This window comes from Actinomadura napierensis, assembly GCF_039529375.1.
Classification (GTDB): Bacteria; Actinomycetota; Actinomycetes; order Streptosporangiales; family Streptosporangiaceae; genus Spirillospora; species Spirillospora napierensis.
The window spans coordinates 12424-36485 of record NZ_BAAAMR010000081.1 but is presented as its reverse complement, the minus strand read 5'-3'; the positions used below and the strand labels follow the sequence as shown (position 1 = coordinate 36485).

Below are 24062 nucleotides of genomic sequence, written 5' to 3'. Positions count from 1 at the left end.
CTTTGCCCACTTATGGTGATAAGCAAGTTACAGGGTGTCACGATACGGGGACCAACGCGAGGCGACCGCCGCATAACGAACGAAAGGGATGATCATGCGGAAGCTTCTCTCGGCTCTGATCCTGACCGCCGCCGCGTTCCTCGCCGGCTTCTTCGGCCTCACCTCGGCCGCGTCGGCCACCACCGCGTCCGCCACGTCCGCCGCCGCGCCGATGACGGTCGCCGGGGGCTGCCACCACTGCTGCGGTGACAACGACAACACCAACATCAATATCAACGTGAACGACTGAGGCCGGGCCGCGTCCGCCCGCCCGCCCGTCCAGGGCGCGGCGGTCACGGCCGGACCTCCCGGCGGGGGCCGCGCGGTCCCCGCCGGACCGGCCCGTCAGGCGACCGGCCGGTCACGCGAGCAGCGCGTCAGGTGAGCAGCGCGTCCAGTTGCGACTCCAGGGGCCGCGGAGCCGTCAGGCGGTTGTCGACCTCCGTGTGCGGCACGGGCGGCGGCTCCTCCGGGCGCATCCGGGCGAGGAACGCCTCGAACCCGGCGAGCTTCCCGGTGTCGCGGGGCAGGCCGCGCTTCTCCAGGCGATGCCGGAGCGTGGCGGCGTCGGTGCGGATCCACAGCAGCCGCACCTGCGGGCCGCCGAGCGCGTCCACCCATTCCGCCCAGCGGGCGGGGGAGCGGATCTGCCCGGTGAACGGCGCGCTCAGCAGCACCGGGCAGCCGTGGCCGCGGACCTCCCGCGCCGCCGCGGTGAGCCCGGCGTACTCGTGCCGCTTGACGTGCTCGTCGTACCAGGGGCCCTCGCGTTCGCCCGGGTCGCGGCCGTGCGCCGCGAGCGTCGCCGCGACGAACGAGCCGAACAGCGTGTCCTTGTCCAGCAGTGCCGGGACGGGCCGCAGCCGCGCCAGCAGCAGGTCGCACACCGTCGACTTGCCGCCGCCCGGCGGGCCCGCCACGATCCAGACGGTCGCGGGCATCAGGCCGGCAGCCGCATCCGCCGGGTCGCCAGCCGCTCGATGCGCGCCTCGTCGATCTCGTGGCCGAGGCCCGGCTGGGTCAGCGGCACCCCGACGACCCCGCCGGACGAGCGGACCGGCGGCGTCACGAAGACCGGGCCGCCTGCCGGGTCCGACACGTCGCTCGGCAGCGTGCAGCCGGGCAGCGCCGCCAGCGCCACCGCCGCCGCCTGGCCGATGCCGAACGCGCCTGCGCCGCTGCACCACACGTCCCAGCCCGCCGCGTATGCCAGGTCGTGGGCGCTGCGCGCCGCCGTCAGCCCGCCGAGCGTGTCCAGCCGCAGGTGCAGGGCGCGGCCCGCCTCCAGCGTGATCGCCGCGTCCAGGGTCTCCAGGTCGCCGACCGCCGGCGCGACCGCCGCGCCGACCCGCAGCTGGAGCCGGGCGTGCGCGGCGAGGTCGGCCGCGGCGAACGGCCGCTCGATCGCCACCGGCCCGTAGGCGTCCAGCGCCGCCAGCACCGTCAGGTGCTCCGGTGAATCGGTGTAGGCGTGGCCGGCGTCCGCGACGAGCGCCAGCGCCGGGTAGGCCTCCCGCAGCGCCCGCACGGGCTCGATGTCCCAGCCCGGCCGGATCGGCAGGGTGACGCGGGTGTGGCCCGCGCCGACCGCCTGGTTGACGCGGCCCGGGACCGTGTCCAGGACCGGTTCGGGGGTGAGGCGCGCGCCGGTGACGATGGACGTCCGCGTCCCGCCGAGCGCGTGCGCCAGCGGCAGGCCCCTCTCCCGGCACCACAGATCCCAGCACGCGACGTCGATCGCCGCGGCCGCCTCGTTCGCGCCGAGGTCGGCGGCGGCGGACACGTCCTCGGGACGGTCCCAGTCCAGCCCGATCAGCGCCGGCGCCATCCGCGTCTCGATGTCGGCCCAGCCGGGGCCGGGGTTCGCGGTCCCGGTCGGGACGGCCATCTCGCCCCAGCCGGCCGCGCCGTCGCCGCCGTGCAGCCGGACGAGAATGCTCTCCGGCCGCCGCCCGCGCGGCATCGCGACACGGAAGGCGTCGCAGCCAAGGATCCGGGGCACCCGCATCCGCCCTCTCGTGGTCGGAAGTGTTCTCCCCTCAATGATCCCCCCTCCCGGGACCTGCCAGAACACCGGCGGGCCGGAAGGGTCATCGGCGGCCCCACCGGAACGGGTGCAGGGGACGGCGGTCGTAGCCGCCGTCCGCGAGGCCCGCGAGCCGCTCGAACGGGTTGAAGGACGCCCAGTCGCCGCACAACGCCATCGACACGCCGGCGCAGGCCAGGTACAGCGGGATCATGACGACGCCGAGGCACCACGCGTACTGCGTGGAATGCCGGGCCTCGTGCCGCAGCAGCCGCGGCCGGGCCGGTAGATCCGCCGCGTCGCCGCGGAGGATGATCACATTGCCCACCGTGAAGGCCGACGCCACCGGCACCGGCGGCCGGTAACCGCCCGCCACCAGCAGGCCGTCCCCGGCGCTGTGCAGCCGCGGGCCGCCGGAGCGGCGCGTCGCCGTCACCGCCAGCAGCAGGCCGAGTGCCGTCGACAGGTTCAGCGCGTTGACGACCAGGCGGACACGGTACGCGGGCTTCACCTCGCCAGTGTCCCGCCACGGGCCCCCGCCCCGCGACCCCCGCGCTATCGGAACCAGCAGGAGATCAGGACGGGCAGGTCGCCGCGAGGGACGTCGGCTTGCTCTCCGCCGACGGGGAGCTCGACGGGCTCGGCGAGTCGCCGGGAGACGCGCCGGGGCTCGGCGCCGCGGTCGCCGAGCCGTTCGCGGCGAGGCTGGACGAGCCGCTCGGGCTGGGCGAGGCGGACGGGTTCGGCGAGGTCGTCGCGTGCGCCTGCTCCGGGCTGACGGCCTTGGCCGCGAGCCTGCGGATCAGCGCGAAGTCCGGGTTCCCGCTGTTGATCAGCGGCGGGACGAACTGCAGGCTGTTGATCTGCGCGCCGTCCTTGACCTTGCCGGACAGTTTGATCAGCGCCGGCAGCAGCTCCTGCGGCAGGTCGGTGGACAGCGTCCGCTTCGCCGCCGCGGCGAGCTTGTCGAAGCTGGTGAGCACGGTCTGCGGGTCGGCCTGCTGCGCGATCGCCCGCATCAGGCACTTCTGCCGGCCCATCCGCACGTAGTCGTCGCTGTCGGTGCGCGAGCGCCCGTACCAGAGCGCCTCCTTGCCCTTCAGCGTCCGGTAGCCGGGCTGCAGCACCTGGCCCTCCAGCCCGTACGGGATGGGCTGGGTGACCTTGATCTTCACGCCGCCCATCGCGTCCACGATGTCGGCGAAGCCGAACATGTCGACCAGGATGTAGTAGTCGACGCGCAGCCCGAGGATCCCGGCGATGGTGGCCTTCAGCAGCTCGGGGCCGCGGCGGTTCTTGGGCACGCCCGGGACCACGTCCGGGTGGTTCTCGGCGTACTCGTACACCTCGTTCAGCAGCCCGGGGTTCTCCGGGCCGTCGCCGGTGAAGCCGTAGGGGAAGCGGTCGCGGGCCGGGCCGGGCGGCATCTGGAACCTCTCCAGGTTGCGCGGCAGGCTGAGCAGCACCGTGTCGCCGGTCTTGGTGTCGACGCTGGCGAGGGTCATGCTGTCGGTGCGCACGCCGGTCCGGTCGGCGGCCGCGTCGCCGCCGAGCAGCAGGACGTTCACCCGGGGCTGCCCGTCCCACGGGTCCGAGGTGTCGATGTGCCGGCCGTTCTGGCTGCCGGTGCGGAAGATGCTCGTCAGCGCGTCGCGGTACACGTAGGTACTGTGCGCGCCCCACGCGACGGGCACGGCGACGGCGAAGCACATCACCGCGACCGCGGCGGCGCCGACCGTCCGCGCGCTGATCGACTGGCGGACGGGGCGCAGCACCAGGTAGGAGCGGATCACCACGGCGACCCACACGACGCCCAGCACGATGATGCCGCCCGCCAGGCCCTGCAGCTCGTCCGGCCGGACGGCGAGGTGGACGAGGCTGGAGCGGTACACGGTGACGGTGACCAGCACGGTCGCCGCGACCACGACCCACAGGCCGAGCAGCAGCCCGCCGGCCAGCCGGCGGCCCGCGGCCAGGTGCGCGACGCCCCAGACGAGCGCCGACGCCAGCGTCAGCGCGAGCGTGCGGAGCAGGCCCCCCGCGCCGCCCGGGGAACGGTCCGCTTCCGGGGCGCGCCGGCCCGCCGATGGACTCGACATGTAACGCTCCGTCCCCCACCCATGGTGAATTAAGCCCGTGGCTCACATTATGGACGCGCAGAACCGGGCAAAGGTTGCGTGGGAGTCGACCGCATGCGAGCTGGAGTCGATCAGTTGCAGCTCACGCTCAGGATAGGCAATCCGGCCGGGGCGCGTGCGGCCGGGACCGGGCGGCCGGGCGCGACGGCGGCCAGGGCGCGCAGCGCGGGGTGGTCGGCGCGGCCCGCGAACGCCCTGCCCGCAGCGGGTCGCAGGCTCGTGATCTCGGCTTTCTCGATCTTGGCGGCGAGCCCGGCGAGCGGCGGGAGCAGCCGGCGGGGCAGGTCGGTGTTTACCGAATTGATGAGAACCCGGGCGAGCCGCTGGTAACGCTTCAGCATCGCCAATGGCTCAGCTTCCCGAATATTTGCCCAAAAAGGGCATCCTTTCTTGGCAGTAGCGGCTCCGGAAGGCGTTCCGGCGAGTTCGCCGGCTCCCCGCGCGTCCACCTTCACGTAGTAGGGGACGTCCTGGCCGATCATGTGGGCGACCGTCCGCTTGAGCAGCTCGGCACCCGGATCGGGGACGCGCGCGCCGTCTCCGAGCAGCTCCGGGTGCGCGGTGCCCTCCCGGTAGACGGCGGCCAGGGGGCGCCCCGGCGGGAACGGCACCGGCCCCGCGCCCGACCACGCCGGGACGTGCCGCAGGTCGCCCGGCAGGGTGAGCAGCGTCGTGCCGCCGGTCCGGGTGTCGACCGCGGCCAGGGTGATGCCGGCGACGCGGGCCGGTTCCCGCGGGGGGCGGGGGGCGAAGCTGACGAGGAGCACGTTGAGGCGCGCCGTGCCCGGCCAGCCGTCCGCGTCCCCCGTCCGCGCGGCGGCCTGGACGGCGGCGGACGCCACCGGCGCGTCCTTGAAGACCGTCCGGATCAGGTCGCGCTGCACGTAGCCGTACTGGGCCAGGCTCAGCGGCGGCACGATCACCAGCAGGCACAGCACCGAGACGGTCGTGCCCCCGGCGAGCCGCCACAGCGGGGCGAGCCCCTCCGGCGCCAGCACCGCGTACGAATGGGCGATCAGCAGCGCCCACAGCCCCGCCAGGACGACGCAGGCCGCCACCAGCACCAGCAGCCAGGACGGCCGCACCGACAGCTCGAGGAACAGGGCCCGGTAACGCCCGCTGACGAGCGCCGCCGCGGTCAGCGCCGCCGCCTGCGTGCCGAGCAGCGCCCCGCCCAGCCGGACCCGCCCGGCGCGCAGGTGCGCGATCCCCGGCAGGACAGGGGAGACGGCCGCGATCAGCAGGGCCTGCGCCATCCGCAGGGGCGCCGCCGCCCCGCCGATCGGCCGCGCGCGCCCGGCCCGCGCGCCCCCGCCGGGCCCGTCGGACCCGCCCGACCCGTCGAATCCGCCTCGTGCGGCGGCCGGATCGTCCACGACCATGCTGCGCCCCCTCGGGGACGGCAGACCCCGCATCTCCCGTCCCGGGACAAGAGCGTGCAGGTCACGGCCGTGATCGTGAGGCGGATCCGGGGTCGTGTCCCGTAAATCCGGCACCCTGTCCCGGTCAGTATTGCCTCAGGAGAGGGCCCCGGAGCACTCAGGGACGCGGGACGGAGCTCAGCGGCGGCCGGTCACCAGCTGGTGGACAGCGGCATCCCCTCGGCGTAGCCGGACGAGCTCTGGATCCCGACCGTCGCACGCTCGTGGAACTCCTCCAGCGTGCGCGCGCCCGCGTAGGTGCACGAGCTGCGCAGCCCCGCCACGATCGAGTCGATGAGGTCCTCGACGCCGGGCCGCCGCGGGTCCAGGAACATCCGCGAGGTGGAGATGCCCTCCTCGAACAGCGCCTTGCGGGCCCGGTCGAACGGCGAGTCCTCTGCGGTGCGCAGCCGGACGGCCCGCGCCGAGGCCATGCCGAAGCTCTCCTTGTACATCCGGCCGTCGGCGGCGTGCTGCAGGTCGCCCGGCGACTCGAAGGTGCCGGCGAACCAGGAGCCCACCATCACGTTCGCCGCGCCGGCCGCGAGCGCGAGCGCGACGTCGCGCGGGTGCCGGACGCCGCCGTCCGCCCACACGTGCCGGCCGAGCCGGCGGGCCTCGGCGGCGCACTCCAGCACGGCGGAGAACTGCGGCCGCCCGACCCCGGTCATCATCCGGGTGGTGCACATCGCGCCCGGGCCGACGCCGACCTTGACGATGTCGGCGCCCGCCTCGATCAGGTCGCGGGTGCCCTCGGCGGTCACCACGTTGCCCGCCACCACCGGCACCGACGGGTCCAGGCCCCGCACCGCGGCCAGCGCGCTGATCATCTTCTCCTGGTGGCCGTGCGCGGTGTCCACCACGAGCAGGTCGGCGCCCGCCTCCAGCAGCGCCTTCGCCTTGCCCGCGACGTCCCCGTTCACGCCGACGGCGGCGCCGATGCGCAGCCGCCCCGACGCGTCGACGGCGGGCTTGTAGAGCGTGGCGCGCAGCGCGCCGGTCCGGGTGAGCACGCCGGTGAGCCGGCCCTCGCCGTCCACCACGGGCGCGAGCCGGTGCCCGCGCTCGTGCAGCCGGTTGAACGCCTCGCGCGGGTCGACGCCGTGCGGCAGCGTCACCAGGTCGCGCGACATGATGTCGCGCAGCTGCGCGAACCGGTCGACGCTCTGGCAGTCGGCCTCGGTGACGACGCCGACCGGCCGGTCGTCCTCCACCACGATCACCGCGCCGTGCGCGCGCTTGGGCAGCAGCGCCAGTGCATCGCCCGCGGTGCTGCCCGGGTCCAGCCGGATGGCGGTGTCCACCACCAGGTCGCGGCCCTTCACCCAGCCGATGACCTCGGCGACGACCTCGACCGGGATGTCCTGCGGGATCACCGCGACGCCGCCGCGCCGGGCGACGGTCTCGGCCATCCGGCGGCCGGACACCGCCGTCATGTTCGCCACGACCAGCGGCACGGTCGTCCCGCTGCCGTCGACCGTGGACAGGTCCACCTCCAGGCGCGACCCGACCGCGGAGCGGCGCGGGACCATGAAGACGTCGTTGTAGGTGAGGTCGTGAGCGGAGCGCTCACCGTTCAGCAGGTGCACGGCTGTACTACACACCAATCGCGGATCAGAGTGGCTGGGCCACCGTACATTGTGATCCATACCCGCGGGTGCTCCGGCCAAGCGCTCGCCCAAGGCCCTCCGGCGCCATGCCCGAGGCCGCCCCGGCCCCGTGACCGGGGGTGATGATGGTGTGTCCCCGGGGATCGCCCGGGTGATCTCCGGCGCTGCGTCCGCCCTCTTCCAGGCGCAACGGAAGTGTCTTACCGGACGAGGCTGAAAAGCGTGCAACGTGGGGCTTGGCTCTCTGTAAAGTTACCTCTTGACGTAACTGCGCCCTCGATGCACTTTTCTTACATGTGCGTCATGCGGACGGCCGACCCGCCCTAGGGCGCGCACATCAGAACACCGGGAGAAGGCGCAATGCAGGTCACGCACTCGAGCCCGGTCTGCCGCACCCGTCCGCGCCGCGGGCCGCCCCGTCCGCGCCGTCCCCCCGGGAGTGACCATCGCCACCCCGCGCGCCCGCCGCCCCGTCCCGGGACGCGCCCGCGCGCGGACCGGCCCCGGCCGCGTTGCGCTCCCGGACCGGCTCGCGCGGCGTCGGAAACGGCGCCGCCCGCAACCCGGCGCCGACGCTTCCACGGTCATCGGGCGGGACGAACACGAGCAAGATCAATATTTGACGTCATACCGTCCTGAAATGGAATGATCTTGCAGTTGCCAGCAGAACGATTCATCACATGTCGAGGAGGACAGCCGTGCTGGATGCGGTCGACGCCGTGCTCGTCCGCGAGCTCCAGCGGGATGGCAGGGCGACCTTCCAGGCGCTCGCCGACCGCGTCGGGCTTTCCCGCACGGCCGTGCGGGCACGGGTGCAGAACCTTCTCGAGACCGGCGTCGTGCGCGTCGTCGGCATCGTGCACGCCGCCGTCGTCGGGGCGGAGGCGATCGGGCACGTCTCGATCACCGTGGACGGATCGGCCCGGGAGGTCGCGGACGCGATCGCCGGCCACCCGGCGGTCAGCTTCACCGCACTGACCGCCGGCCCGCACGACCTGGTCGCGCAGGTGCGCACCCGCGACGACGCCGCGCTCGCGGCCGAGGTGGACCAGCTGCGGTCCGTCCCCGGCGTGCGCTCGGCGGAGGTCTTCCGCTCGGTCTCCACCGTCCGCGACACCCACGCGGTGGTGCGGGAGCTCGGCGAGGTCACCCTCGACGACATCGACTGGCGGCTGCTCCAGGAGCTGCAGCGCGACGGGCGCGCCCCCTACACCCGGCTCGCCCACATCATCGGGCTGTCCCAGGCCGCCACCCGGGCCCGGGTGGTCCGGCTGATGCGCACCGGCGTCATCCAGGTCACCGGGCTCGCCGACCCCCTCGCCCTCGGCGCCGCCGAGCTCGGCGGGTTCGGGCTCGTGGTGACCGGCGGGCTCCGCAAGATCGCCGAGGCGGTGGCCGCGCAGGACGGCGTCCGCTACCTGGCGACGGGCTTCGGCCGCTACGACATCGTCGGCCAGGCCGAGGCCGCCTCCCGCGCGGAGCTGGTCGCCGTCCTGGACGCGATCCGGTCCGTGCCCGGCGTGACGGTGCGGGAGTCCTGGCACCACCTGGACGTGGTGAAGGAGTCCTACGCCGTCGAACTCCCGGACCGCCCCCTGAACGGGGCGTGAGGGAGAGCCGCCGAGGGCGCCGGGGAACGGCGCCCCGGCGGCGTCAGTCGCGGCTGAGGGCGACCTCCTCCAGGTCCAGCTCGTGCAGGACCCGGTTCAGCACCTCGTCGTCGATCCGGCGGTCGTCGCGCATCTGCACGAACACCCGCCGCTCCGCCGCCAGCATCTCCCGCCGCAGCCGCCGGTAGGTGGCGGTCGGCACCTCCTCGCCCTGCGGGCCCGTCCCGCCGCCGAGCCGCTCCCACGCCCGCAGCTGCCGGTGCTCGGCCAGCTGCCGCAGCCGCTGCACGACGGCCTCGTCCAGGTCCTCGGCGGCGGTCAGCTCCTCCAGCCGCTCCAGCGCCGCGTTCGCCGCCGCGTGCTGGGCGCCCGCCTCGGCGACCGTGTCGGTGTAGCGCTCCCGGTCGCTCGCGACGCCGAGCAGCCGGATCAGCGCCGGGAACGTCAGCCCCTGCACCAGCAGCGTCCCGAGGACGGTCGTGAAGGTGAAGAAGATGATCAGATCCCGGCCGGGGAACGGAGCGTCGCCGGACGCGCCGAACGGCACCGCGAACGCCGCCGCGAGCGACACCACCCCGCGCATCCCCGCCCACGAGACCACGGTCGCGCCGCGCCATCCGACGGGCTCCCGCGCGCGCTCGCGCCGCGACAGCAGCCGCGGCAGGCGGGACGCGGGGAACACCCAGACGAACCGGGCCGCGACCGTCACCGCGAAGATCGCCAGGGCCCACCAGGCCAGCTCCGGCCAGCCGTGCCCGGACAGCCCGTCCACCACCGGCGGCAGCTGCAGCCCGATCAGCAGGAACACCACCGACTCCAGGACGAAGACGACGACCTTCCAGAACGAGTGCCCGATCAGCCGGGTGACCGGCGCCGAGTCGGTGAACCGGTGGCCGAGGTACAGCCCGCTGACCACCACCGCGATCACCCCGGAGGCGTGCACGCTCTCGGCGATCAGGTACGCGGCGAACGGTGCCAGCACCGCCACCCCGTTCTCCACCAGCGGGTCGTCCAGCCGGGTCCGCAGCCAGTGCAGCGGCGGCCCGAGCAGCAGCCCCACCACCGCGCCCGCGCCCGCCGCGAACAGGAACCGCCACACCCCGTCCGCCAGCGTCAACCCCGCGCCCGTCGCCGCGATCACCGCGACCCGGAACGCCGTCAGCGCGGTCGCGTCGTTGAACAGGCTCTCCCCGACCAGCACCGTCACCGTCCGGCGCGGCAGCCCGAGCCGCTGCGCCACGCTGACCGCGGCGACCGCGTCCGGCGGCGCCACGATCGCGCCGAGCACGAACGCGGCCGCCAGCGGCAGACCCGGGACGAGCAGGTGCGCCGCGTACCCGACGGCGAACGTGCTGAACAGCACCAGCCCGACCGACAGCAGCCCGATCGACCAGGCGTTCTCCCGCAGGCCCGCGTAGGAACTCTGCCACGCCGCCGAGAACAGCAGCGGCGGCAGGAAGACGTACAGGACGAACTCGGGATCCAGCTCGAACTCCGGCACGCCCGGCACGAACGAGAACACCAGCCCCGCGATCACCAGGACCAGCGGCGCGGGCGCCCCGCCGCGGCGCGCCGCCGCGGCCACCGCCAGCGCCACGACCGGCACGGCCAGCAGCCAGAGTGCGTGCGTCGTCTCCACGCGCAGATCATGGCACGGCCGGGGCGGCGGCCCCGAACCGAGCGGCCGGACGGCCTCAGCGGTGCTCGCGCCCCCGCGGGTCCCCCCCGGCGTCCTTGGCGAAGGCCAGGAAGTCGCGGGCGGACGAGGGGAGCCGGCGGTGCGCGTGCACCAGCCCGATCAGCCGGGTGATCGGCGGCAGGAACGACCGGACGGCCACGCCCTCGGTGTCGTCCAGCTGGTTGCGGTACCACAGCAGCGAGCCCATCCCGGCGCGCACCCAGCCCAGCCAGGCGCCGCGCTCGTCGGTCTCCACCACCGGCACCGGCTTCGCGCCGACCCGCCGCAGCACGGTGTCGATCTCCGCGCGCCGGGCGCCGCCCCGGGCCGGCAGCACCAGCCGCATGCCGTCCAGCGCGGCGGGCGGCACCGGTTCGCGCACCTTCAGCGCGAGCGGGGAGATCAGCACCAGCTCGCGCTGCTCGAACGGGTGCGCCGTCAGGTCGCCGGGCACCGGCAGGTCGGTGAGCGCGAGGTCGGCCCGCCCGGCCCGCAGCACGGCGGCGACCTCGTCGCGGCCCCCGCAGCGCACCACCCGGACCCGCACCGCCGGCTGGTCGCGGGCGAACCGCGGGATCAGCCGGCCGGTCAGCTCCGGCTCCAGCGACGGGGTGGTCGCCACCCGCAGCTCGGCGCCCCGGCCGTCGGAGCGGGCCGCCGACATCCCCTCGATCGCGTCGACGGCGTCCAGCGCGGCCCGCGCCTGCCGGACCACCTGCTCGCCGACCGGGGTGAGGACCACGCCGCGCCCCGACCGGGCGAACAGCTCCACGCCCAGCTCGCGCTCCAGCTCGCGGACGGCGCGCGACAGCGCGGGCTGCGCGACATAGAGAGCCTGGGCCGCCGACGTCATCGTGCCGTGGTCGGCGGTCGCCACGACATAGCGCAGCTGCCGCAGATTCATGTCACGACCGTATGACAACGAACCGCTCCGGTCCTGGACATAGCCGGAATCGGCCCGAGAACGGGTCCGCGGTCAGGACGGCGGCGGGGACGCCCTCGTCCCGTCCGGCGCCGGCCGGGCGGCGGGGACGGTGTCGCGTTCGGGCTGCAGCTGGGGAGCGCCGACCGAGCAGTGGCTGCGGCACTCCGGTTCGACCGGCTCGCCGGACGGGGCGCGCAGCGCGTCGCCGGACACGGTGACGAAGGTCAGCACGGCGCCCGCGGCCAGCAGCGCCGCGCAGGCCGTCATGGCGACGTGGAAGCCGTCCGAGAAGCGGCTCGGATCGTTGTAGGCATTGCCCGTGAGCCCGGCCAGCGGCGGGATCGCCGCGACCGCCAGCAGCCCGGCCGCCCGCGCGACCGCGTTGTTCACGCCGCTCGCCACGCCCGCGTGCCGGACGTCCGCCGTCGCCAGCACCGTGGCCGTCAGCGGCGCGACGACCGCCGCCAGCCCGAGCCCGAACACCACCACGGCGGGCAGCACCTCCCGCAGATAGGAGGAGTCCTTGCCGATCCGGCCGACCAGCAGCATCCCGGCCGCGGCGACCAGCAGCCCGGCCGTCATCGGCAGCCGCGGGCCGATCTTCTGCGCGAGCGCACCCGCCCGCGCCGACAGCAGCAGCATCAGGACCGTGACCGGCAGCAGCGCGGTGCCCGCGGCGATCGGCGAGAACCCGCCGACGACCTGCAGGTTGAGGACGAACAGGAAGAACATCACGCCCATCCCGCCGTACATGATGAAGGTGACGGCGTTGACGGCGGAGAACTGCCGGGAGGCGAACACCTCCAGCGGCAGCATCGGCTGAGGCACCTCCCGCCCGGCCCGTCCGCCGAACAGCCGCCGGCCCCGCCCGCGGGCCCGCTCCACCAGGACGAAGCCGACCGCGGCGGCGACGCCCACCACGGCGGCGGCCCCGATGACGGCCGGGGCCGTGCGCCCGCCCGGCGCCTCGGTGAGCGCGTAGGTCGTCCCCGCCAGCGCGAGCGCGGCCAGCACGGCGCCGGGCACGTCGAAGCGGCCGTGGGCGCGCGGGTCGACGCTCTCGGGGACGTGCCGGGCGGCGACCAGCACCACCACCGCGGCGAGCGGCACGTTCAGCAGGAACACCCACCGCCAGCCCGCCGCCTCCACCAGCCAGCCGCCCGCGAACGGCCCGACGGCCCCGGCGACGCCGCCGAGCCCGGACCAGGCGCCGACCGCGCGCGGCCGGTCGTCGGAGGCGAACGACGCCTGGATGATCGCCAGCGAGCCCGGGGTCAGCAGCGCGCCGCCCATGCCCTGCAGCGCCCGCGACAGCACGAGCATCTCGACGTTGAGCGCCATCCCGCACAGCACCGAGGCCACCGCGAACCAGACCACGCCGATGAGGAAGATCCGGCGGCGGCCGTACCGGTCGCCCAGCGACCCGCCGAGCAGGATGAACCCGGCGAGCGTCAGCGTGTAGGCGTTGACCGTCCACTGCAGGCCCGCCATGTCGGCGTGCAGGTCCCGCGCGAGCCTCGGCAGGGCGACGTTCACCACGGTGGAGTCGAGCATCGCCACGCTCGACCCGAGGACGGTCGCCAGCATGATCCAGCGGCCCGGCGCCGTGCCCAGCCGGACGTCCGGCATCAGTGCCTCCCGGTGGGGGACGACGCCCCGGGCCTCCCCGCCGGCATCAGACGATCAGTTCGTCGGCGAAGCACCAGCGCCAGTCCTCGCCCTGCTCGAACGACCGGACGATCGGGTGCCCTTCCTTCTGGTAATGCGCGGTCGCGTGCCGCATGGGGGAGGAGTCGCAGCAGCCGACGTGCCCGCAGCTCAGGCAGAGCCGCAGGTGGACCCACCGGGTGCCCTGCTCCAGGCACTCCTGGCAGCCCTGCGGCGTGTTCGGGGCCGGATCCTCCACCGGGACGGACTGCACATGCTCACAAATGGCCATATGGGCATCGTGCCACGCCCGCGGTCAAGGGATCACCAGTGGTCGGGGCTGAACGGCTCGTCCTCGGGGCGGGCCGACTCGGCCAGCAGCCGCAGGTCGGACTCGACCATCATCGTCACCAGGCCCTCGAAGGTCACGTCGGGCTCCCAGCCGAGCTGCTCGCGGGCCCGCTTCGGGTCGGCGCACAGCAGGTCGACCTCCGCCGGCCGGGTGTACTTCGCGTCGAGAACGACGTGGTCCTCCCAGTTCAGCCCGGCGGTGCGGAACGCGAACTCGACCAGCTCGCGCACCGACTGCGTCTGGCCGGTCCCGATCACGTAGTCCTCGGGGGCGTCCTGGGCCAGCATCATCCGCATCGCGCGGGCGTAGTCGCCGGCGTAGCCCCAGTCGCGCCGGGCGTCCAGGTTACCGAGGCGCAGCTCCTTGGCCAGGCCGAGCTTGATCCGGGCCGCGCCGAGCGACACCTTCCGGGTGACGAACTCGGCGCCGCGGCGCGGCGACTCGTGGTTGAACAGGATCCCGCTGACCGCGAACATCCCGTACGACTCGCGGTAGTTCTGCGTGATGTAGTGCCCGTAGCTCTTGGCGACGCCGTACGGGCTGCGCGGGTGGAACGGCGTCTTCTCGTTCTGCGGCGTCTCCCGCACCATCCCGAACATCTCCGAGGACGACGCCTGGTAGAAGCGGATCTGCTCGCGCCCGGGCGTGCGGGACGGGCTGATGCCCGACACCACCCGGATCGCCTCCAGCATCCGCAGCACGCCCATGCCGGTCACCTCGGCGGTGAGCTCGGCCTGCTGCCACGACATCGGGACATAGGAGATCGCGCCGAGGTTGTAGACCTCGTCGGGCTGGACCCGCTCCACCGCCGAGATCAGGCTGCCCTGGTCGAGCAGGTCCCCGGCGGTGATCTGGACGTCGCCGATGTGCTTGCGCAGCCGCGACACGTGCGGATTCGCCTGCCCCCGGACCAGGCCCCACACCTCGTACCCCAGCTCAAGCAGATGCTCGGCCAGGTACGAGCCGTCCTGTCCGGTGATGCCGGTGATGAGTGCTCGCCTGGACAGCGGATCCTCCATGGGCTGATCGGTGCGACGCGGGACCCACCGCGGGACGAACCCAGGGCGAGCGTGAAATATGAGGTTAGCGACCTCGCGGGGATGCTGACGAGGGAGGGCGCCGTTTGAACCGAATTTGCTTCTGGTTCAGCCCGCCGGCCCGACGCCGCCGCTCGGCCCGCCGTCCGGGGGGCCCGCGGGCGCCGTGCCGCGTGGCGCGCGGGGCCCCGCGTGTGCCACGGTGTGGGGCATCATGACCACTCCCGACGCCGCGCCGCTGCGGCTGAACGGGCGCGATCTCGGCCGCCACGCGATCATGGCCGTGGTGAACCGGACGCCCGACTCGTTCTTCGACAGGGGCGCGACCTACGGCTTCGGCGCCGCGCTGGACGCGGTGGACCGCGCCGTCGCGGAGGGCGCCGACATCATCGACATCGGCGGCGTGAAGGCCGGCCCCGGCGAGGACGTCGGCGTCGCCGAGGAGCTGCGCCGGGTGGTGGACCTGGTCGCCGCCGTCCGGGAGCGGCACCCCGGCGTGGTGATCAGCGTCGACACCTGGCGGGCGGAGGTCGGGGAGGCCGTCGCCGCGGCGGGCGCGGACCTGCTGAACGACACCTGGGGCGGCCCGGACCCCGCGCTGGCCGAGGTCGCCGCCGCGCACGGCGTCGGGCTGGTCTGCGCGCACGCGGGCGGCCTGGACCCGCGCACCCGGCCGCACCGGATCGGGTACGGCGACGTGGTCGCGGACGTGGTCGCCCATGTCACCGCGGAGGCGGAACGCGCGCTCGCGCTGGGCGTGGCGCGGGAGTCGATCCTGATCGACCCCGCGCACGACTTCGGCAAGAGCACCCGGCACTCGCTGGAGATCACCCGGCGGCTCGGCGAGATGACCGCCACCGGCTGGCCGGTACTGGTCGCGGTGTCCAACAAGGACTTCATCGGGGAGACCCTCGGCCGGCCCGTCGACAGGCGCGGCGTCGGCACGATGGCGGTGCTGGGCGTCTCGGCGCTGCTGGGCGCCCGCGTGTTCCGCGTCCACGACGCCGCCGCCGCCCGCCGCGCCCTGGACGCCGTCGCCGCGATCGCCTGATCAGAGCGCGGCCTCGCGCCGGCGGGCGCGGTAGGCGGCGACGTGCATGCGGTTGCCGCAGGTGCGGCTGTCGCAGTAGCGGCGGCAGCGGTTGCGCGACAGGTCCACCAGCACCCGCGAGCAGTCGGGCGCCTCGCAGGTGCGCAGCCGGTCCAGCTCGCCCGCCGCCACCACGTACGCCAGCGCCATCCCGCAGTCGGCCGCCAGGTGCTCGCCCACCGGGGCGCCCGGCGCGAAGAAGTGCACGTGCCAGTCGTAGCCGTCGTGGTCGGTCAGGTGCGGGGTCGCGCGGACCTCGCCGACGATCTCGTTGATCAGCCGGACCGCGGTGGGCACGTCCGCGGTGCGGAACACCGTGTGGAACCGGTCGCGCAGCGCCAGCACCCGGGCCAGGTCGGCCTCGGTCAGCGCCCCGACGTCGCTGAACGCGCTGCGCCCGACGAACGCGCGCAGCTGCGGCAGCCCGGCGAGCCCCTCGGTGCCGGACGCGGCGCCGCCGGTGTTGATGAGGTCGACGACGACGGCGAGCGCGTGCTCGGTGTCATGAGTGAAGATCACAATCGCTCCAGTCTCGGGGGACCGGGGTCGTACTGCTCCTGGGGGGCGACCCCCAGACCGCCCCGACGAGGTCAGGACGGCCGAGCGCCCGGCAGCGCCGCCGGGGCCGGAACGCGGCCCGGCCCCCACCCTACGACGCCGGACGGCCCCGTCCGCGCCGACCCTGCCGGCGCGGCCCGCCCGGTTCCGGCCCCACTGCCTGCGGGAACGTTCCACGATCGGTTCCCGGCGCGCGCCGGGCGCGTACCGCGCCGCGATCCGGAGAGGATCACGGCGTGGAGGGGGACCGGCTGTTCATCGTGTTCCTGGTCGTCGCCGTGGTGGTCCTGGCGGCCCGGGCGCTGGCCGGGCGGCTGCGGCTGCCGGACGCGATCGTGCTCGTGCTGCTCGGCATGGCCGCCGGCTTCGTACCGGGGCTGCCCGCCGTGGTCGCCCCGCCCGACCTGGTGCTGATGGGGTTCCTGCCGCCGCTGGTCTACCACGCCGCCTTCTTCACCGCGCCGCGCGAGGCCCGCGCCGACGCGGTGCCCATCGTCACGCTGGCGTTCGGGCTGACCGCCGTCACCACCGCGGCCGTCGCCGCCACCGTGCACGCGCTCCTGCCCGGCCTCGGCTGGGCCGCCGCGCTGGCGTTCGGCGCCGCGGTCGCGCCCACCGACGCGGTCGCCGCCACCGCGGTGCTGCAGCGGCTCGGCGCGCCCGCCCGGCTCGTCACCATCCTGGAGGGCGAGAGCCTGATCAACGACGGCGTCGCCCTGACGATCTTCGGGCTCGCCATCGAGGCGGTCGACGTCGGGTTCGCGCCCGCGCACGGGGCCGTCCGGCTCGTCCAGGTGGTGCTCGGCGGCGTCGCCTACGGGGTGGTGCTCGGCGTGGTGATCCGCCGGATCCGGCGCCGCATCCAGGACCCCATCAGCCAGGTGATCGTGTCGCTGGTCACCCCGTACCTGGCGTTCATCCCCGCGGAGAACTTCGGTGCGTCCGGGGTGCTGGCGACCGTCGTGGCGGGCTTCTCCATCGGCACCCACGGCGAGGGCGTGCTGCAGCCCGCGTCCCGGCTGGCCGGCACCACGTTCTGGCGGATCCTGACGTTCCTGCTGGAGTCGGCGCTGTTCGTGCTGCTCGGCCTGGAGATCCGCGAGATCATCCGCGCGCCCGGCGGGCACACCTGGCACGCGGTGCTGCTGACCACGCTCGCGGTGTCGGCCGTCGTCATCGGCGTCCGGCTGCTCTGGGAGCTCGGCAACGGCCCGCTCGCCGGGCTGGTGCCGGGCGGCCGGCGCAGCCAGCAGGGCCTCGGCTGGCGGCAGCGGCTGGTGATCGGCCTGGGCGGGATGCGCGGGGCCATCTCGCTGGCGATCGCGCTGTCGCTGCCCGCCGCCGTCGGCCCCGACCGGGGCGTGCTGGTGCTGCTCACCGCCCTGGTCGTGCTGATCACGCTGATCGGGCAGGCCCCGCTGCTCCCGCCGCTGCTGCGGACGCTCGGCTTGATCGAATCCGACAAGCACCGGCTGGAGGTGATGACGGCGCGCAAGGCCGGGCTGCAGGCCGCACTGGCCAAGCTGGACGAGCTGGCCGAGGACGAGGAGGTCGACGACCAGACCGCCGAGGCGTTCCGGCAGATGCTCGAGCTGCGGCTGGAGCGCGTCCGCTACTTCCTGGACGAGGAGGAGGACGAGACCGGCGCCCCGCCGCCCAACAGCCGCAAGGTCCGCGGCGAGCTGGTCAAGGCGCAGCGCGCGAAGCTGACCGCGCTGTACCGCAAGGGCCGGATCGGCGCCGGCACCCTGCGCCAGATCAGCCGCGAACTCGACTTCGAGGACCCGATCGTCATCCGCCGGACCCGCTCCTGAACCGCCCGGGTGAACCGGCCGGGCGTCCTCAGCGGGCGTAGTGGGGGTCGGCCACGACGGGGTAATAGGCGTCCGCGTGCTGCACCCGCATCGTGACGACCGACCCCTCCAGCGTGTAGTCCGCCTTCACCTGGCGGAACATCGAGTCGCTGGCCCAGGGGTTGTAGAGCCGCCCGACGGTCGCGCCGTAGCGCAGGTGGACGACGTCGTAGCCGCCGGACGGCATCGCCTCCAGGGCGAGCCCGTCGGCGAGGGACACGGGGAAGCGGAACTCCGAGGGGGCGTCCGGGCCGTGCACGACCGTGAGCAGCCGCACGCCGTTGTCGGTCGTCTGCGCGACGATGTCGGTGTCGACGTCCACGCCGACGAACACCCGCAGGCTGGGCCGCAGCACCTGCGCGACCGTGTCGGCCGCCGCCACGTCGATGCCGAGATGGATGCGCTGCCCGTCCTTGGTGGGCACCCACACGCCGTCACGCGCGCGCTGCCCCCAGGCGACGTCGGGGTTCTCCATCTCCTGGGGCTCGTTCTTGCCCCGGGCGACGAGAATCCTCGAGGCGGCGCCCATCGCCGCGGCAGCCCCGTCCCGTGCGTGCCTCATGGCGGGCCCCCTCGCCTTCTTCTTCCATCACGTACGTGACACCAAGCTCGTCCTGGGTTCACCACGGGTCCGCCCGCCAGGAAGTCCCTCGACCTGCCTGCCACTGCCAACGGGCGTGTTCGCGGTGTTCGCCCCGTGCGTCGTTGGACCTTACACCACGCTTATACGTGCCGTACGGGCGCATATTGATCGTTTCTCTCCGTGCCCGGACCGTCGCATACCGCGCCCGGCGGAGGGGCGCTCCGGCGGGCCGCCCGCCGCCCGATAAATGCTTTGCGGCGGTGCCGCGAAAAGGCCCATCATCGAAACACGTCGAACGGACGGCACGAAGGGGCGAGCCACCGGATAGGCGGCCGGTCTCCAAAACCGGCGGAACGTGGGTTCGACTCCTACCGCCCCTGCTGAGCACGCTCGATGGGCCTGTGGTGCAACGGCAGCACACTTCCCTTGCAAGGAAGCGATCAGGGTTCGACTCCCTGCCGGTCCACGCGGTTCCGGCCGCCGCCGGGCGCTCTCCCGCCCGCGCGAGGAGGGTTGGCCGAACGGTAAGGCAGCAGTTTCGAAAACTGACGTCGAGGTGAAACTCGAAGGGGTTCGACTCCCTTACCCTCCGCCATTCACGGCGAAGGCCCGCGGGTGGGGTGGCCGGGCCCGGCCACCCCACCCGCGGGCGTTCCCGCCGCGGCCGCCTCTCGCGCGGTCGCGGCCTCGCGTCAGGCGAACGCGGCCCGTCCCGCCCGCGCGGTCTCCTTCAGGTCGGCGAGCACCTCGGAGAGGCGGTCCAGGCCGCCGGCGATCCAGGGCAGCGACGCCGGGTCGGGGGAGGCGAGCGCGGTGAGGCGCTGCTCGTCGGTCTCCCCGTACAGCAGGCTGGGCGCGACCCGCAGGCGCAGCGCCCCGGGCGGCTCGCCGAACGAGCTGCCGGGCAGCACGCCCACCCCGTAGCGCTCCAGGAGCAGTCCGGACAGGTCGGCGGACGTCCGCACGCCGTTCCCGCGGCGCAACTCGTCCCGCAGCGGGGCCAGGTCGGGATAGACGTAGAAGGCGCCCTGCGGGCGCGGCACCCGGGCGCCCGCCTCGGCGAACCGGGCGGCGACCGCCCGGGTGACCGCCGCGTGCAGCCGGCGGCTGCGGTCGATGTGCTCGACCAGTTCCGGCGGCTCGGCGAACGCGTACGCGGCGGCGTGCTGCATCGGGGCGGGCGCGCTGGACCAGATCTCGCTGGCGGTCCCGAGCACGCCGGCGCGCAGCGCCGCGCCGAACGGGCCGTCCGGCAGCCGCGCCACCCCCAGGCGCCAGCCGCCGGCCGCCAGGCTCTTGCTCAGCGCCGTCGTCACCACGGTCCGCTCCGGCGCGTACCGGGCGGGGGACGGCACCGCGCGGGCGGGGTCGTGCACGAGGTCGCGGTAGATCTCGTCCGAAATGATCACCAGGTCGAGGTCGCGGGCCACCGCGCACAGCCGCCGGACGGTCTCCGCGGAGGCGAGCGTGCCGGTCGGGTTGTCCGGCAGCGTGACGATCACCGTGCGGACGGTCCGCCCGGCGGCCCGCGCGCGCACGACCGCGTCGGCGAGCAGCGCCTCCCTCGGCACCCCGCCCTCGCCCGGCGGCGTGGCCACCCGGACCGGCCGCACCCCGGCGAGCGGCGCCTGCGCGGCGTAGCTGACCCAGCTCGGCGTTGGCACCACCACGTCCCCGCCGAGCGCCATCAGCAACGCGAACAGCAGCGGCTTGCTGCCCGGCCCGCACACCACGGTGGACGGGTCGGTCGGCAGCCCGCGCCGCGCCCAGTACCCGGCCGCGGCGGCGCGGAGGGCCGCCGACCCGGCGACGGGGCCGTACCCGCCGCGCCCCGCGGCGGCGGCGAGCTCCCGCGTCAACGCGGGATGGATCGGGATGCCGGCCTCGCCGAAGCCGAGCGGCAGGACCCGCACGCCTTCCCGGCGCTTGCGGGCGAGGGCCTCGTTCACCGCGAGCGTCGGCGACAACGGGACGGGACGGGGCGCGAAGGAGACCGGCCGGGCGGGCCCGCAGGGCGCGGACGAGCCGGAGTGGCCGGACGGTCTGGAAGGCGCGGCGGGTTCGGAGGAACCGGCGGGTTCGGAGAGGCTGGACGAGGCGCCGGCCGGGCGATCGTGCGCGGGCAGGTTGTGGGCAGCCATCAACGCTCCAAAGGGCATGACGAAACAACGGTGTGCGGCGGAAGAATCCCCCTGTGCGACCCGGCCGGGTTCGATCAATGCTTTCCCGCATTCAGCATCATCACAAGCGAGTCTCGGCGATGGTGACCGTAAGCTGGAGTGATGCTGGAGCTGCGCCGCCTGCGGCTGCTCGCCGAGTTCGCCCGCCGCGGCAGCATCGCCGCGACCGCCGCCGCCCTCGGGTACACCCCGTCGGCGGTCTCCCAGCAGCTGGCCGCGCTGGAACGGCAGGCGCGCGTCCCGCTGCTGGACCGGACGGCGCGCAGCGCGGAGCTGACCGACGCCGGGCGGCGCCTCGCCGCGCGCGCCGAGGAGATCCTGAGCCTGGTGGAGACCGCGGAGGCGGAGCTGTCCGCGCAGGCCGACACGCCGACGGGGCGCGTGGTGGTCACCGCGTTCCCGACCGCCGCCGTCGCGTTCGCGCCCGCGCTGGCGCGCAGCCTCGGCGAGCATCCCGGGCTGGCCTTCGTGCTCCGCCAGACCCGTCCGGGCGACGGCGTCCGCCAGGTGCAGAACGGCGAGGTCGACATCGCGCTGATCGACGACTGGACGGGAAAGGTCCCCGACCAGTCCCCGGCGGTGCTGGAGTTCTTCCATCTGCGCCGCGACCCGCTGGTGCTGGTCGTCCCGGCCGCGCACCCGATGTCGGACCCGGGCCGCCCCGTGGAGTTGCAGCGGCTGCGGGAGGAGCCGTGGATGGCGGCGCCGCCGGGCGAGCCGTCCCGGCAGGCCGTCGAGCGGCTGCTGGACACCGTCGGCGGCGCCCGGCCCGTCCCGTGGGAGTTCGAGGGCCTGCACACCATCCTCAGCCTGGTGGCGCGGGGGATCGGGATCACCGCGGTGCCCGCGCTGGCGCTGGCGGCCGGCGACCGGGGCGTGGCGGTGCGGCGGATCCCGGAATGCACGCTGGCCAGGGAGGTGTACGCGGTGACGCGGCGGGCCAGCGTGCGGCGGCCGTCGGTGGCGGTGACGCTGCGCGCGATCTACGCCGCCGCCCGCGACGTCCAGCCCGTGCCGCCCGAGTCCTGACCGCTTCCGGCCGCGGCCCGCACCAAGAGAGGGATAAATCCGAACTAAGAGACAAAACGCCTCAATAGATCCCTCTGTGGAGGGAAGTCGCAGGATGAGAGAACAATCCGACGGACGGTCGGAACACGGACGCCCCCAGGTTCGTCAAAACGGGAAGATGCTCGCGGATCATCACGTACGGTGGTGCGAATCGTGACGGCATCCCAGGCCATGCATCAGTCCATGCACACCGATCGGGGAGCGCAGCACTCGATGGAACGACCAGCGACGACGCCGGCCGCGACGGCGGCCGGGCCCTCCGGCGCGACGGCGGTGGCCGCGGTCGCCGAGGGCGGCGGGCACCACTTCGAGCTGCCGCGGATCCGGGCGCTGCTGCTGCACGCGCTCCCGCGCTTCGCCGAGGGGGTGATCGCGCCCGTGGCGGTCTTCTACGCCGCGCTGGCGCTGCTGGGGCTGAACGGCGCGCTGGCCGCCGCGGTCGCGTGGGTGTACGGCGGCATCATCTTCCGCTACCTGCGCGGGCACCCCGTCTCCGGCATGCTGCTGCTGGCAGCGGTCGGCGTGACCGTGCGGGCGGTCCTGGCGGCGGCCACGCACAGCGCCGTCGTCTACTTCCTGCAGCCGACCCTCGGCACGCTGATGGTGAGCATGGCCTTCCTCGCCTCCGTCCCGCTCGGCCGGCCGCTGGCGATGAAGCTCGCCCGCGACATGGTGCCGATCCCCGAGGCGTTCTTCCGCCACGACAAGGTGCACCAGTTCTTCCTGCGCATTTCGCTGCTGTGGTCGATGGTGCTGTTCGTCAACGTCGGGCTCAGCCTGTGGATGCTGTTCAACGAGTCGATCGGCACCTACCTGTGGCTGCGCACCAGCATGGTCGCCGGCCTCGGCGCCCTGGGCGTCGGCGTCTCGGTGATGGGGTTCAAGCGGCTCCTGCGGCACGTGAACCGCGATCCCTCCCCGGCGGCCTGACCCCGGGCCCGGCAGGCCACCGGACGTCCTGAGCTGCGATTCCCCGGCGTCCGCGCGAACTTTTCGGGCTCGGGGCTCATCTCCCTTTTCACAGGCATTCACCGAAGACGGGTGAGTCTTGGGGCTTGGGGGAGTTTCGTGACGATCAACGGGCGGCCGGCAATGGCGGCGACCGGAATCGCGGGCGCCGTCGCGGTGCTCGCGGCGGGCTGCGGCATCGGCGGCACGGGCGTGCTGTCGGCGGGCGAGTCCGACACCACCGTGACGATCACACCGGCGACCGGGACGCGCGCGGTCAAGCCGGACGCGGTGATCGAGGTGAAGGCGTCCGGCGGGAAGCTGGCGAAGGTCACCGTCCAGGGGAGCAAGGGCTCGGCCGTCACCGGGCGGCTCACCGGCGGCCACAAGACCTGGCGTTCGACCCGCACGATGACGCCCGGCGCGTCCTACACCGTGACCGCGCAGGCCAAGAGCGGCGGCAAGCTGCGGACGGTCACCAGCGCGTTCACCACGCTGGCCCCGGCGCAGACCCTGTCCATCACCGACGTCACGCCGAACCTGCCCGGGGAGAAAGTCGGCGTCGGCATGCCGATCATCCTTCAGTTCAACCGCCCGGTCGCCGACAAGGCCGCGGTGGAGAGGGTCCTGCACGTGACCCCGGACAAGCCGGTCGAGGGCGCCTGGCGCTGGGTCGGGTCCCAGGAGGTCGTCTACCGCACGAAGACCTACTGGCAGCCGCACCAGACCGTCCGGTTCCGGGCCGACCTGGCCGGCGTGAACGCCGGAGGCGGCGTCTACGGGGCCGCGGACGCCGCCTCGACGATCAGTGTCGGCGCCGCGCAGATCACCACCGGCGACATCGGCGGCCATCACATGACGGTGACGCGCGACGGCCGCAAGCTGCGGACCGTCCCGTTCAGCGCGGGCAACGGCGAGACCCGGGAGTTCACCACCACCAGCGGCGTCCACCTGCTCATGGACAAGGGCAACCCCGTGACGATGACGTCGCCGGGCCGGCAGCCCGGCGACCCGGGCTACTACCAGCAGGTCGTCGACTACGCGGTGCGCTTCTCCAACAGCGGCGAGTACGTCCACTCGGCGCCCTGGTCGGTCGGCTCGCAGGGGTCGGCGAACGTCAGCCACGGCTGCCTGAACGTCAGCCCCGCGAACGCCGAATGGTTCTACGGCATCGCCCAGCGCGGCGATGTGCTCAAGCTCACCGGCACCGGCCGCCAGGTCGAGTGGGACAACGGCTGGAGCTTCTGGCAGCTGCCGTTCGCCAAGTGGAAGGAGGGCGGCGCCCTTGACTGAGCGCAG

At 74.1% G+C, this 24062-nt stretch carries 21 protein-coding genes and 3 tRNA genes; 10 read left to right on the top strand and 14 right to left on the bottom strand.

Annotation, left to right across the window (positions count from 1 at the left end; translation table 11 throughout):
* The first annotated feature begins 94 nt into the window (after window positions 1-94).
* Entirely contained in the window at window positions 95-289 is a 195-nt protein-coding gene (locus tag ABD296_RS34975; protein ID WP_344277373.1) for a hypothetical protein, read from the top strand.
* A 127-nt stretch (window positions 290-416) separates the two neighbouring features.
* Here the strand turns inward: ABD296_RS34975 and ABD296_RS34970 are convergent, their stop codons facing one another.
* The 6 genes from ABD296_RS34970 to ABD296_RS34945 form a co-directional block, all read right to left on the bottom strand.
* Window positions 417-980 carry an AAA family ATPase gene (locus ABD296_RS34970; protein ID WP_344277370.1) on the bottom strand — a complete coding sequence of 188 codons (564 nt, stop codon included), beginning with the start codon at window positions 978-980 and terminating at the stop codon, window positions 417-419.
* Window positions 980-2047 carry an enolase C-terminal domain-like protein gene (locus ABD296_RS34965; protein ID WP_344277368.1) on the bottom strand — a complete coding sequence of 356 codons (1068 nt, stop codon included), beginning with the start codon at window positions 2045-2047 and terminating at the stop codon, window positions 980-982. Before ABD296_RS34965 ends, ABD296_RS34970 begins: the two co-directional genes overlap by 1 nt.
* An 82-nt stretch (window positions 2048-2129) precedes the next feature.
* The gene (locus tag ABD296_RS34960) at window positions 2130-2576 is read right to left on the bottom strand and encodes a hypothetical protein (protein WP_344277365.1); all 447 of its coding nucleotides are present in this window, start codon (window positions 2574-2576) and stop codon (window positions 2130-2132) included.
* A 64-nt stretch (window positions 2577-2640) separates the two neighbouring features.
* Entirely contained in the window at window positions 2641-4164 is a 1524-nt protein-coding gene (locus ABD296_RS34955) for an LCP family protein (protein ID WP_344277362.1), read from the bottom strand.
* A gap of 110 nt (window positions 4165-4274) precedes the next feature.
* Window positions 4275-5585, bottom strand: coding sequence for an LCP family protein (locus ABD296_RS34950; RefSeq protein ID WP_344277359.1), 1311 nt, complete (start codon window positions 5583-5585; stop codon window positions 4275-4277).
* 191 nt (window positions 5586-5776) lie between these two features.
* Complete coding sequence (locus ABD296_RS34945; protein ID WP_344277357.1) at window positions 5777-7213, bottom strand: GuaB1 family IMP dehydrogenase-related protein; 1437 nt, start codon at window positions 7211-7213, stop codon at window positions 5777-5779.
* Window positions 7214-7932: 719 nt separating this feature from the next.
* Here ABD296_RS34945 and ABD296_RS34940 point away from each other — a divergent pair.
* A complete protein-coding gene (locus ABD296_RS34940; RefSeq protein ID WP_344277355.1) occupies window positions 7933-8844 on the top strand; it encodes an Lrp/AsnC family transcriptional regulator in 912 nt (303 codons plus the stop codon).
* Between the two features lie 43 nt (window positions 8845-8887).
* On the opposite strand, the gene ABD296_RS34935 is transcribed toward ABD296_RS34940, so the two are convergent.
* The 5 genes from ABD296_RS34935 to ABD296_RS34915 all read right to left on the bottom strand — a co-directional run bounded on the left by ABD296_RS34935 (window position 8888) and on the right by ABD296_RS34915 (window position 14453).
* Window positions 8888-10483, bottom strand: a complete 1596-nt coding sequence (locus tag ABD296_RS34935; protein ID WP_344277353.1) for a Na+/H+ antiporter — start codon at window positions 10481-10483, stop codon at window positions 8888-8890.
* Window positions 10484-10538: 55 nt separating this feature from the next.
* Entirely contained in the window at window positions 10539-11426 is an 888-nt protein-coding gene (locus ABD296_RS34930) for a LysR family transcriptional regulator (protein WP_344277350.1), read from the bottom strand.
* A 72-nt stretch (window positions 11427-11498) separates the two neighbouring features.
* On the bottom strand, window positions 11499-13076 hold the full coding sequence (locus ABD296_RS34925; RefSeq protein WP_344277344.1) for an MFS transporter: 1578 nt from the start codon (window positions 13074-13076) through the stop codon (window positions 11499-11501).
* A 46-nt stretch (window positions 13077-13122) separates the two neighbouring features.
* Window positions 13123-13386, bottom strand: a complete 264-nt coding sequence (locus ABD296_RS34920) for a ubiquitin carboxyl-terminal hydrolase 14 (protein WP_344277341.1) — start codon at window positions 13384-13386, stop codon at window positions 13123-13125.
* Between the two features lie 32 nt (window positions 13387-13418).
* Window positions 13419-14453 (bottom strand): GDP-mannose 4,6-dehydratase, encoded by a 1035-nt coding sequence (locus tag ABD296_RS34915; RefSeq protein WP_344277394.1) that lies wholly within the window; start codon window positions 14451-14453, stop codon window positions 13419-13421.
* 244 nt (window positions 14454-14697) lie between these two features.
* On the opposite strand from ABD296_RS34915, the gene folP reads away from it, so the two are divergent.
* Window positions 14698-15534, top strand: a complete 837-nt coding sequence (gene folP / locus ABD296_RS34910) for a dihydropteroate synthase (RefSeq protein ID WP_344277338.1) — start codon at window positions 14698-14700, stop codon at window positions 15532-15534.
* Here folP and ABD296_RS34905 read toward each other — a convergent pair whose 3' ends face one another.
* Window positions 15535-16092: a CGNR zinc finger domain-containing protein gene (locus tag ABD296_RS34905; RefSeq protein ID WP_344277335.1), complete on the bottom strand. Its 558-nt coding sequence runs from the start codon at window positions 16090-16092 to the stop codon at window positions 15535-15537. It abuts the gene before it with no gap.
* Between the two features lie 275 nt (window positions 16093-16367).
* Between ABD296_RS34905 and ABD296_RS34900 the strand changes: the two genes are divergently transcribed.
* The gene (locus ABD296_RS34900) at window positions 16368-17945 is read left to right on the top strand and encodes a Na+/H+ antiporter (RefSeq protein ID WP_344277332.1); all 1578 of its coding nucleotides are present in this window, start codon (window positions 16368-16370) and stop codon (window positions 17943-17945) included.
* 28 nt (window positions 17946-17973) lie between these two features.
* Here the strand turns inward: ABD296_RS34900 and ABD296_RS34895 are convergent, their stop codons facing one another.
* The gene (locus tag ABD296_RS34895) at window positions 17974-18546 is read right to left on the bottom strand and encodes a hypothetical protein (RefSeq protein ID WP_344277329.1); all 573 of its coding nucleotides are present in this window, start codon (window positions 18544-18546) and stop codon (window positions 17974-17976) included.
* A 329-nt stretch (window positions 18547-18875) separates the two neighbouring features.
* Here ABD296_RS34895 and ABD296_RS34890 point away from each other — a divergent pair.
* The 3 genes from ABD296_RS34890 (at window position 18876) to ABD296_RS34880 (ending at window position 19162) form a co-directional block, all read left to right on the top strand.
* A tRNA-Trp gene (locus ABD296_RS34890) sits at window positions 18876-18947 on the top strand.
* Between the two features lie 15 nt (window positions 18948-18962).
* Window positions 18963-19033, top strand: a tRNA-Ala gene (locus ABD296_RS34885).
* A gap of 41 nt (window positions 19034-19074) precedes the next feature.
* Window positions 19075-19162 (top strand) — tRNA-Ser (locus tag ABD296_RS34880).
* Window positions 19163-19259: 97 nt separating this feature from the next.
* On the opposite strand, the gene ABD296_RS34875 is transcribed toward ABD296_RS34880, so the two are convergent.
* Window positions 19260-20534 carry a pyridoxal phosphate-dependent aminotransferase gene (locus ABD296_RS34875; RefSeq protein WP_407061548.1) on the bottom strand — a complete coding sequence of 425 codons (1275 nt, stop codon included), beginning with the start codon at window positions 20532-20534 and terminating at the stop codon, window positions 19260-19262.
* Between the two features lie 315 nt (window positions 20535-20849).
* Between ABD296_RS34875 and ABD296_RS34870 the strand changes: the two genes are divergently transcribed.
* The 3 genes from ABD296_RS34870 (at window position 20850) to ABD296_RS34860 (ending at window position 24056) form a co-directional block, all read left to right on the top strand.
* The gene (locus ABD296_RS34870; RefSeq protein WP_344277323.1) at window positions 20850-21776 is read left to right on the top strand and encodes a LysR family transcriptional regulator; all 927 of its coding nucleotides are present in this window, start codon (window positions 20850-20852) and stop codon (window positions 21774-21776) included.
* Window positions 21777-22028: 252 nt separating this feature from the next.
* Window positions 22029-22745, top strand: coding sequence for a VC0807 family protein (locus ABD296_RS34865; RefSeq protein WP_344277320.1), 717 nt, complete (start codon window positions 22029-22031; stop codon window positions 22743-22745).
* Window positions 22746-22883: 138 nt separating this feature from the next.
* Window positions 22884-24056, top strand: a complete 1173-nt coding sequence (locus ABD296_RS34860; RefSeq protein WP_344277317.1) for a L,D-transpeptidase — start codon at window positions 22884-22886, stop codon at window positions 24054-24056.
* Window positions 24057-24062 lie beyond the last annotated feature (6 nt).